Below are 10,064 nucleotides of genomic sequence, written 5' to 3' on the forward strand. Positions count from 1 at the left end.
CACTCCAAAGTCGCAGGTCAAAGGGTCCTGCCTCACATCAGTGAGGCGGGGCCCTTAATCATTTTCTGTGCTGTTGCGTCACATTCGGTCACGAATGCCCGGCGACCGCCCGCGCTCAGGCTGCAAGCAGCAGTGCCTACCTCGGCCTAAAAATTGGCACCCCAGCAGGGTGAGGCCATATCAGTGAATGTTCACAACTTTCCAACTAGTGCGCGACTGCCTCGGGCATATGCCCGAAGAAACGCTCATATGCCTGCAGGTAGGCAGAACGCAGAAGGAGGACCATGCCGTCTCGTAATGGCCGGCCCGTGGTTGGCAGACTAGGAAAGGCTCCCGCCAGAGTCGACAGACGTACCCTCAACTTCGCGCAGTACCTCCATCCGACGCTGCCGCCGGCGCCTACGGCGAAGAACTGGAGTGACAAAGTCATTGACTGGCAGGTGCTCGGCAATGACCAATACGGGGACTGTGTAGAGGCCGCTGCACTCCACATGGAGCAGAACTGGTCAGCCTACGAAGGACCTGAAGAGTTCGAGCCCACCGCCACAGAGGCCCTGGAAACGTACGCCGCTCTCACGGGGTTCAAAGAGGGTGATCCTTCGACGGACCGCGGAACCAACATGCTCGACGCGTTGAATTTCTGGCGCAGGGCGGGCATCGGCGGTAACAAGATCTTCGGCTTCGCTGCTTGCGAGCCGGGTAACACCGAGCATGTGCGAGACGCCATCGAACTGTTCGGTGCCGCGTTCATCGGATTGCAGTTGCCCTACAGCGCCCAAGGGCAAACTGTCTGGATGGTGCCCCCTGGAGGACCGGTGGGACCAGGCCAACCCAACAGCTGGGGCGGCCACTGTGTGCCTGTCATCGGGTACACGCCCACGCAGCTGATCTGTGTCACCTGGGGAGGGCTCCAGCCGATGACCTGGCAGTTCTTCCAGACCTACTGCGATGAGGCCTATGCGGTCCTCAGCAAGCAGTGGGCCGATGCCGACCGCCCTGACCCGGACGGCTTCACCCTCGATCAATTGCGGCAAGACTTGGCAGCAATTCCCGGCTAACAGCCGGAGGACCTCTGCCGTATCGGGCAGCAGCTGTGCCATCCTCACGCTGCCGTGATGCGTCGACCAAGGTGATCGGATAGGTGACATCTATAACCGCAAGCTGCGGGGTGGCCAGATCCAGCTGCCAGGGTTCCCAAGGCGGACGGTAGTAGTCAACGAGACGATCCCGTCGGATCCGAACGAGCGTCTTCTACACGGTTGAGTCCCGGTTCACACACCCGACACTCACCGGCGCGCAGAGGTCGCCGAGAAGTACGGGTTCCTTCGGGAGGGCAGCTTCCACTATCTGCTGATCGCGGCGGACCGGGTCTGAGAGACCGGTGACATGCGGAGCGCGGGACGCGGCACCCACGCTCCGTATGACCGCCGCACATCAGCTGCGCTGGAAGAACTCCACCTCGGCGACCGCGACATGACGATGCGCCGTGAGCCCCGTGACCGACCGCAGCACCAGCCGTACGCGCACCACGTCGCCGATCCCGGTCGGGAAGGTCTGCGGTCCCGGCTTGTCGCTGAGGGTGAGCTCCCTGCGGTGCACCGTACCGTCCGCCGACGTGACCTCCAGATCCATCCGGAGTGCCCGGGCCTCACCGGCGTACTCCTGCGGTGACGCCGAGGCGCCGTTGGTGATGATGAGATCGACCAGCCGGAACGGTGTGCGGAAGGTGTACGTCACCGAGGCCCCCGCGCCGGGCGCTCCCCAGTAGTGGTTGCTGAGGCCGTCCGTGGTGTTCGTCGCCGGATGCGAGGGCACCTGGGCGCCGGCCGTCACCCCGGCCGGGGTGACCGCCTTGACCCCGCCGAGCTTGTCCCGGGTGTCCTCGAACAGGGCGCGGCCGGCCGGCAGCAGGAGGAATCCGGCCGCGCACAGCGCCAGCACCACGGCCAGGGTCACCAGAAGCCGCACCGCCCGTCCCGATCCCGCCCGCACCCGGCGCCGGAACGGCCAGACCGTCCGCCACCACGGCAGCGGCGCACGGTCCGCCGCCCGGCTCAGCGGACTGGCGCAGCGGCGGCAGAACCGACGGCCCGGAGGGTTGGGCGTGCCGCACACCGGGCACGGCAGCCCCGACACCTCCTCCGGTTCCGTCACGGGCCGTACGACGGGACGCGGCGCGACCGGTTTTGCGGGCCGCACGGGCAGCACGGGTTCGGGCTGGGGCGGCTGCGCCGCCTCCGCCTCCGCCTCCGGGGCCGGGGACGCGGGGGGCCGGGGACCGGCAACGTCACGGGCCGGCGGCCGCGCGGGTACGGCGGGGCGCACCCTCCGGCCGCCGCTCCCACCGCCGACACCGTCACCGCTCTCCCGGCCGGTACGGTCCCCGCTGCCGCTGCCGCTGCCGCTGCCGCTGCCGCTGCCGCTGCCGCTGCCGCTGCCGTTGGCGGTGCTGGTGCCGCTGGTTCGGTCGGCGGTGCCGTGGTCGTGGGGCCGGTCGGTGGTGCCGGTCCGGCTGTCCGAGCCGGTACCGGTCTCCGTCGTGGTGCGCGCCGCAGGCGACGTCTCGTCGTGCCGGGCCGTGCCGCGGCCGGCGTCGTCCCCGGCGCCCGCGCCGACGACCGCGGACGCAGACGGAGCGGTCCGCGGCGTCCGTCCGCCGCCCTCCGGCGGCGCCGTGTCCGGTGCCGCATCACCCGGCGCCGAGCCCTGCCCGCCGGCCTCCGGGGCCGGCGGCTCAGGGGCGGTCGAGGGCGCGGACGCGCTGCGCGTGCCGCCCTCCGACCAGCCCAGGTACGCCCCGCAGTTGCCGCAGAAATCGTCAGCGGGGTCGTTGGACGCCCCGCACGAGGGACAGGCGCGCACGACCTCACCTCCCTTCGCCGGTGGGCGGGCCGGGCAGGACCTCCACCCGGCATGAGACATGCACCGGACACAGCGACCGGACGAGCTCCCGGACCCTGCGCCCGTCCACCTCCGGATCGCGGCCCGGCCACACCCGGACCACCACCTCGCCGGACGGCTCCGGCGGCAGCACGGCGCCCGCGGTACGCGACCACACCGCCCCGCCGTCGCCGACGACATCGGCGTTCACGCCGAGCGTGAGCCGCAGCCGCTCCACCAGACCGCGCCGGGTGCCGCGCCAGCGGTGCAGCTCCAGCGCGCGTACCACCGCCTCGCGGCGCAGCTCCACGGGCCACTCGGGATCGTCGGCGGCGCCCACCCACGACGCCAGCCAGACCACGAAGTCGAGCGGCGCCACCCGGGGGTCGAGATAGGCGGGCAGGTTGTCGAGGGTCGCGAACACCGGGGCGAGGACGGTGTCCAGCCCCGCCGTGAACCGCTGGGCGAAGTCGTCGTCGGCGTACAGTGCGGGCAGCAGGTGGCCGATGGGGTGCCGGCTCGGCAGACCGGGGACGGCGGCGCGGCTCATGCGCGGGCCTCCCCGCCGAGGGGCTGCACGACGACCTGGTGCTGGTACGAGAACACCAGCGCGCCCGCGGCCACGTCGATACGGTCCGCCGGCGCGCCGCGCCGCCCGGTGATCGGGTCGGCGGCGAACAGCCGGATCTCCTCCACCAGCGCGTTGCCGGTGGCGCGTTGCAGCACGCCGAACACCTCTCCGTACTGCACCGGGCGTCCGAACGGCCACCCGGTGCCGTCGGGTCCGCCGCGCAGCGGGTTGAGGTACCGGAACAGCGCGGCGAGCGCCGCCTCCCGCACCCGGTCGGTGTCCTCGGGCGGCGCCGCCAGCCGCGCGACCACGGTGACCCCCTGGTAGACCGGCGGCTCCACCAGCAGCCGGGTGCCGATCAGCCGCCGCTCGTCCAGGCTCCCGGTGATCGCCGTCAGCACCTGGTCCGACGGGATCAGCTGCTCGAACCGCAGCCGGTCGCCGTCGTCGGCCACCGCGTCCGGCACCACCAGGACCCGTACCGCGCCCGCTCCGTCCGCCGCCGGCAGACAGCGCACGCGGTGCACCGAGGGCGCCGCCTGCCGGGCGATGATCTCGTAGTCGTCGGCGGTCACCGCCCGCTCCTGCATCCGCAGCGCGTCCGGGGCCCGCAGTTTCGCGTTGGCGACCGTCTCCCCCTCCACCCCGCCGCGCGCGGCCTCCCGGTTGCCGACCCGCGCGATGTACGGAACCGAACTGCGCAGCACGGAGATCGCGCCGCGCGCCACATTGCCGGCCGGGCCGCCGCCGGTGCGGTACCGGGCCACCCGGATCTGTGCGCCCTTCTCCGGTACGGCGCCGCACAGCCGCAGCGTGCCGTCCGGTTCGCGCAGCGCCGGCGGAAAGGAGAACTCGCCGGTGGTGGCGTCCACCTGGACGTGCCGGTCCCCGGGGCCCGAGTTGCCGAAGTGCGCCACCAGCTCCCAGCGGCGCCAGCCGTCGGCCGAGGAGACCTCCACCACCGGCGGCTCACCGTCCAGCAGCACCGGCGGCCGGCCGAGCCGGAACGTCTGCCCCGGCACCCCCTCGGACGTGCCGAGCGGGACGTCGGTGACGGTCTCCGCGTGCTCGACGGCCGTGGTGCCGCCGACCGTGAACACGCTCGCCTCACGCACCGTCGGGGACTCCGAGTAGAACGGCTGACCCGGCTCCGGCTCGGTCACCCGGCAGCGCAGCCAGCCCGCCCGGATCCCGCCGATCACCGAGGCCGTGTGCCCGGCCGGGACGTACACGATCACCTCGCCGGGCCGGTTCAGCCCCCCGGTGGTGTCCGGGCCGGTCTCGCACACCTGCCAGTGGCCGCCGTCCCACGCCTCCCACACCAGCGGCGGCTGGCGCGGGTCCACCCCGACGCCCTCCACCCGGCTGTCCAGCCGTACGGCGACCACGCACCGGGGCACCGCCGTCGGCAGCCCGAACAGCAGCGCGTCACCCGGCTCGGGGGACGCCTGGAAACACCGTACGTCACGGCCCTCGGCGAGTTCACCGGTCCGGTCCGCGTGCTCCCCCGTGCGGGGCGCGGTCACCAGCCGCGTCAACTCACTGGGTACGATGCGCAGTTCGTCCGTGGTCGCGAACACCACGGGCTGCTCCGCCTCGCCGTCCGCCGTGGTCACCTCGGTGCCCACGGGCAGTGTGACCGTGTCGGGCTGCGGCGCCGACAGCCAGAAGTCGACCTCGGCCGTGGCCGCCGCCGGCGGGAACAGCCGGATGCCCAGCAGGTCGAGAAACGCCGTGTAGTTCTTGTCCGGAACCCGGTTCAGCCGGTACAGCAACTGGTCCACCAGGTACGCGAACGTCTCGATCAGGGTGACGCCCGGATCGGAGACGTTGTGGTCGGTCCACTCCGGGGCGCGCTGCTGCACATACCGCTTCGCCTCGTCGACGAGTTGCTGGAACCGCCGGTCGTCCAGATTGGGGGAGGGCAGGGCCATCAGTCCGCGACCGCTTCCTCGGCCCCCTCCTCGGAGGGGATCGTGTAGAAGGGAAACACCAGGTTGCGCCGGTCGTTGGTGGACCGCACCGTGTAGCGCACGTCGATGTAGAGGGTTCCGGCGTCCACCGCGTCGAAGGCCACCACCACCTCGTCCACCCCGATCCGCGGCTCCCACCGCTCCAGCGCCTCGCGCACCTGCTGGGCGATCCGCCCGGCGGTGGCGCCGTCGCCGGGCGCGAAGACGTAGTCGTGGATGCCGCAGCCGAACTCCGGACGCATCGGGCGCTCGCCGGGCGCGGTGCCCAGCACCAGCCGGATCGCCTCCTCGATCTCCCGCGCGCGCTCCACCATGGCGATCCCGCCGGTCGGCCCGACCCGCAGCGGGAACGCCCAGCCGCGCCCGATGAACCGCTCGCTCATCACAGACCCCCGATCAGGACGTTCGGCGCGCCGATCTGCACCGTCGCGCCACAGGCGGTGGAGTCGCCCGCCCGCGCGGCCGGCAAGCCGCCGATGAGCACCTGGCCCGCGACGAGCGCGGCCGGGGCGGGAAGGATCACATTGGCCGGGCCGAGGGCCGCGTGCGGCGGCATCGCACAGGTGTGCAGGCTGCCCACGACGGCGGCGGGACGGCCGCCGATCAGCACGCGCGCCACCGCCGTGGCGGCGCCGGGCGGCGGGGTGGCGATCACACCCCCGTGGCTGGTGGGGTCGCCGGTACGGGCTGCGGCGGGCATGCCGGGCTCCTCGAAGAACGGTCGCGGCCCTCAAGGGCCTTGTCAGGCAGGTGTGTTGACGTCAGTTGATCCGTACGAGGTCCGCCTTCAGCACCCCCAGCAGGCCGCCGTCCAGCGTGACATCGGTCTGCCCGGTGACGCTCACTGACCGGCCGCCGACCCGGACCGCCGTGGTGCCGTCGATCTCCACGGTCCCGCCCCGCACGCTGACCTTGCCGGTCTTCGCGTCGAGCGTGATGCCCTGGTCGTCCAGCCGTACCAGGGACAGCGCCCGCCGGCCGCCGGCCGCGTACACCGTCAGCTCGATCCGGTTGTTCCGGTCGTCCAGCAGGACGTCCAGCCGTTCGTCCGCGGTGCGCAGGCGCACCCCGGACGGACCCGGCGCCGGGGCGTCGAGCAGCTCCACCCGGTGTCCCGAACGTGACACCACGGAACGGCGGTTGACCTTGCCGCTGGTCCCGTCCACGAGCGGCACGTCGTGCGGCGAGGGCCGGTCCACGCCGTTGTACAGGCCGCCGATGACGTACGGGCTGTCCAGCAGCCCCTGTTCGAAACCGACGAGCACCTCGTCGTTGACCTCGGGGCTCACCACACCGCCCCCGCCCTTGCCGCCCCACTGCACGGTCCGCACCCAGTCGGTCACGTACGTGTCGTCCAGCCAGGGGAACCTGAGCCGGACCCCGCCGCTCTGCGCGCCGCCCGGCTCCCGTACGTCCGTCACCACGCCGATCGCCAGGCCCGGGATGCGCGGCCCGCGGCCGGGCGCGTTCGCGCCGGTCACCAGGCCGGCCAGGGACCGGTCGGGGCTGGCGCTCACCCAGACCGTGGTCCGGTAGCCGCCGTGCGGCTCCAGGCTGTGCTGCACCGCCGTCGCCGTGTACCGGCCTGAGAAGGCGGGCCCCACGTTGCCGAGCGCGACCGGCCGGCCGGCCCGCAGTCGCGGGTTGCCCTCGGCGACCGCCTCCCACTCGCCGAAGCCCGCACTCACCTGCGCGGCCGTCGCATCCGCGACCGCCGTCGTCTCGGCCTGGGTGCGGTACGGCGTGTCGGTCACCGTCAGCTTCGCCGACTTCCCGAACCGGGCGGCGAACTGGGGGGCGAGTCCGGGCAGCACCGTATCGCTGGTCACCGACTGGTGCCGGGCGACCAGCGGCGTCTTGGTGGTGACGTCCCAGCCGCGCACCTCGACCGAGGACGCGCCGTCCGCGCCCGACAGGGAGGCCCGCAGCGCCAGCAGGTTCCGCCCGTACTCCAGCACCATCGGGCTCTGCGTGGCCGGGGTGGACGGCGCGGGCGCACCGGAGGCCTTCTCGGGCCGGGTGAACTGCAGCACCCCCTGGCCGTCGACCCGCACCTGCGCACCGTGCTCGGCCGCCAGGTACCGCAGGAACTCCCAGTCGGAGACATTGGCCTGTGACAGCTGCCGGTAGGTGACCGGCGCGGCCTCCACCTTCCCGCACGGAAGCCCCGCACCGGCGGCCACCTTGCGGACGATGGCGGCGGCCGTCATGTTCCGGTACGCCACCACCTTCCGGCCGCGCTGCAGCCGGTGGGCGACGGAGTAGGCGCGCACCACCGTGAACGACCCGGTGCTGTCGCGGTCGATCTCCACCGCCGTGACCTCGCCGTTGAACAGCCGCTCCCGTGCCTGCCCGGCGACGGTCACCACCGACACCCGCAGTGGTGTGCCGAGGGTGACACCGGTGGACTTCAGGAACTCGTGGTCGGGATCGCGGTAGGTGAGCACCGCGGTGTCCGGCAGGCCCACGTTCTCGTCCACCACGCAGCTCACCAGCTGCGCCGCCCAGACCGGCGGCAGCTCGCCGGGCGCCTCCACGACGGGGTCCGCCGCGAAGGGCCGGCCGCCCCGCGCCTCGGGTGTGGTCACAGCTCCTCCTCACCGCCCGCGTCCCCCAGTGCCGGGACCACCAGTTCGGTGCCCGGCACCAGGGCCAGCGGGTCGTCGATCCCGTTGGCCTCGGCGATGACCCGCCACGACGTCGCGTCGCCGTACTCCCGCCAGGCCAGCAGCGCCAGGCTGTCCCCGGCCACCAGGGTGTGCGTGCTGCGGGCCGTGCGCGCGCCCGAGGTGGGGTTCTGCCCCGGCGGGTCGACGCTCGCCTCCGCCACCGACAGCGCGCAGGTCGCCCGCAGCGGCTTGCCGTCCACGTCGAAGAGCGTGTACGTCACCGACAGGTTCGACAGCACACCGTCGAACGAGGTCGTCCGGGCCGTACCCCACTCGAACCGCACCCAGGGGCTGGCCGGTTTCTTGCGGGCGAGGCTCGCCGGGGTCGGCACACAGGCCTTCATCAGCTTCTCCACCGCCTGCTCGACCGAGTCGTCGTGGGTCGAGGTCGCGTCGAGGAAGACCTCCAGGCTCAGCTCCCGCGGCCCGCTGCCCACGAACTCCGGCAGCGCCGACTGCCCGGCCATACGCGACGGGCTGCGCCGCCACTCGGTGCTCTTGCTCAGCTGGAGGGTGGACGGGTTGAACTGCAGGTTGAGCCGGGCGATCGTCCCGCCGGGCCGGGCACCGACCGCCGCCGGGGGCTCCTTCAGGGTCAGCTGAGCCCTGGCCCGGCTGGTGCGGACCGCAGGGGACATACGAGGGCACTCCTTCCGTGCGCTGGTGAGGGAACGTCAGGAAGGCCGCAGACCTTCATGGGCGATCTCCAACGTCTCCACCGCCGCCTCGGAGGACGACGGGTCGAAGGACGGCCCCTGCCAGCGCACCGGCACGATGCCGAGCACCTGCCAGCTGATGATCCGGGTCAGGTCCGGCCGGAGCGCCACGATCTCCCCGTCCTTGGGCTCCACGCGCCGCAGCGTCTGGTCGAGCCAGCGGCCGATCTTCGCCGTGTCGGCGGTGACCGGCCGGGTCAGTGTGATGTTCGACCAGGTGACGCGGCCGGGCAGCTGCCAGGTGAAGCCGTTGTTGCCGCCCTCGGCGTAGCTCTCCATCTCCACCTCGGCTCCCATGCCGGAGCAGGTGTGGAAGGCTCCCAGGTCGTTGCCGCCGATCGCGAGCCGGAAGAACACGCTCGTCGCGAAGATGTTGTCCGTCATCCGTTGGCCATCCGTTCCCTGTTCTTCCCTGTCCTCAGCGGCGTCCGTCGTAGGGGCGGCCCGCGCGTTCCCGGCCGCGCCGCAGATCGGCGCGGAGCAGCCGGGCCAGCGGGTCCAGCAGGCGCCGCGCCAGCTCGTCCAGGTCGACGCCGGGCTCCGGCGGCACCCCCGCCGGCCGGACCGGGCCCGTACCGGTGGCCGCTCTCGGTTCCGGGGGCGCGGAGGCCGACCGCTGCCGTCCCCGCGGGGGTACGGCCGTCACCGGCACCCCCGCGGCGCTCGTGCCCCGCTGGATGACCGGCACCGCCGGGTCCCCAGCAGGCCCCCGACGGACGGCACGGACCACGGGCACGGGCGGACCGGACACGGCCGGGGGAGCGGGGCGGTCCTGGAGCGCGGATGCCTGTGCGTCGGTCAGCGGCAGCGCGGACGGGCGTACGGCACCCTGCTCGCCGGCCGCGGCCGGCGGGACGAGCGGATGCGGCCGCACGACGGGAACGGCACGGTGGTGAGGTGCTGCGCTCGACGGCGGTGACGGGTACGGGCCTGCCGGTGCGGCAGCGGTCCGCCGCTGCACCTGTGGCGTCGGCCGCGCGGGCTCCCGCACCGCCGCGGCAGGCCGCGGATCCGGCGCCGGGCCCGGTCCGCGGTTCCAGGTCGCGGCCACGACGGGACGCCGGGCGGCGCGGGCGGCGTCGGCGGACGGTGCCGTAACCCCCTGGGGGACGCGGGTGTTGACGGTGAGCGGGCGTGCTGCCAGCAGGGAGAGCGTGCGCGGCGCGGAGGAGGCCCCCCGCTGGACGGTCGGCGGCTGCCCACCGATGACACCGGGCGTCCGCGGGCCGGGGGGCGGCCCGCCCCCCCCCCCCCC

At 73.1% G+C, this 10,064-nt stretch carries 9 protein-coding genes and 1 pseudogene; 1 reads left to right on the forward strand and 9 read right to left on the reverse strand.

What is annotated here, in order from left to right; all coding sequences use genetic code 11:
• The first annotated feature begins 284 nt into the window (after positions 1-284).
• The gene (locus ABZ624_RS06335; protein ID WP_360083149.1) at positions 285-1,058 is read left to right on the forward strand and encodes a hypothetical protein; all 774 of its coding nucleotides are present in this window, start codon (positions 285-287) and stop codon (positions 1,056-1,058) included.
• Positions 1,059-1,434: 376 nt separating this feature from the next.
• Here the strand turns inward: ABZ624_RS06335 and ABZ624_RS06340 are convergent, their stop codons facing one another.
• The 9 genes and pseudogenes from ABZ624_RS06340 to ABZ624_RS06380 form a co-directional block, all read right to left on the reverse strand.
• The gene (locus ABZ624_RS06340) at positions 1,435-2,862 is read right to left on the reverse strand and encodes a zinc ribbon domain-containing protein (RefSeq protein WP_360083151.1); all 1,428 of its coding nucleotides are present in this window, start codon (positions 2,860-2,862) and stop codon (positions 1,435-1,437) included.
• Between the two features lie 4 nt (positions 2,863-2,866).
• A complete protein-coding gene (locus ABZ624_RS06345) occupies positions 2,867-3,430 on the reverse strand; it encodes a phage tail protein (RefSeq protein ID WP_360083153.1) in 564 nt (187 codons plus the stop codon).
• Positions 3,427-5,385: a putative baseplate assembly protein gene (locus tag ABZ624_RS06350; protein ID WP_360083155.1), complete on the reverse strand. Its 1,959-nt coding sequence runs from the start codon at positions 5,383-5,385 to the stop codon at positions 3,427-3,429. The genes ABZ624_RS06345 and ABZ624_RS06350 overlap by 4 nt, the downstream gene beginning before the upstream one ends.
• Positions 5,385-5,807, reverse strand: a complete 423-nt coding sequence (locus ABZ624_RS06355; RefSeq protein WP_360083157.1) for a GPW/gp25 family protein — start codon at positions 5,805-5,807, stop codon at positions 5,385-5,387. Before ABZ624_RS06355 ends, ABZ624_RS06350 begins: the two co-directional genes overlap by 1 nt.
• A complete protein-coding gene (locus ABZ624_RS06360; protein WP_360083159.1) occupies positions 5,807-6,124 on the reverse strand; it encodes a PAAR domain-containing protein in 318 nt (105 codons plus the stop codon). The genes ABZ624_RS06355 and ABZ624_RS06360 overlap by 1 nt, the downstream gene beginning before the upstream one ends.
• A gap of 61 nt (positions 6,125-6,185) precedes the next feature.
• Positions 6,186-8,012 (reverse strand): VgrG-related protein, encoded by a 1,827-nt coding sequence (locus ABZ624_RS06365; protein WP_360083161.1) that lies wholly within the window; start codon positions 8,010-8,012, stop codon positions 6,186-6,188.
• Entirely contained in the window at positions 8,009-8,731 is a 723-nt protein-coding gene (locus ABZ624_RS06370; RefSeq protein ID WP_360083163.1) for a LysM peptidoglycan-binding domain-containing protein, read from the reverse strand. The genes ABZ624_RS06365 and ABZ624_RS06370 overlap by 4 nt, the downstream gene beginning before the upstream one ends.
• A 36-nt stretch (positions 8,732-8,767) precedes the next feature.
• Positions 8,768-9,193 carry a phage tail protein gene (locus tag ABZ624_RS06375; RefSeq protein ID WP_360083165.1) on the reverse strand — a complete coding sequence of 142 codons (426 nt, stop codon included), beginning with the start codon at positions 9,191-9,193 and terminating at the stop codon, positions 8,768-8,770.
• Between the two features lie 34 nt (positions 9,194-9,227).
• A pseudogene (locus ABZ624_RS06380) lies at positions 9,228-10,064 on the reverse strand (hypothetical protein); the annotation flags it as partial.

Source organism: Streptomyces sp. NPDC007205 (assembly GCF_040634095.1).
Lineage (GTDB): Bacteria > Actinomycetota > Actinomycetes > Streptomycetales > Streptomycetaceae > Streptomyces.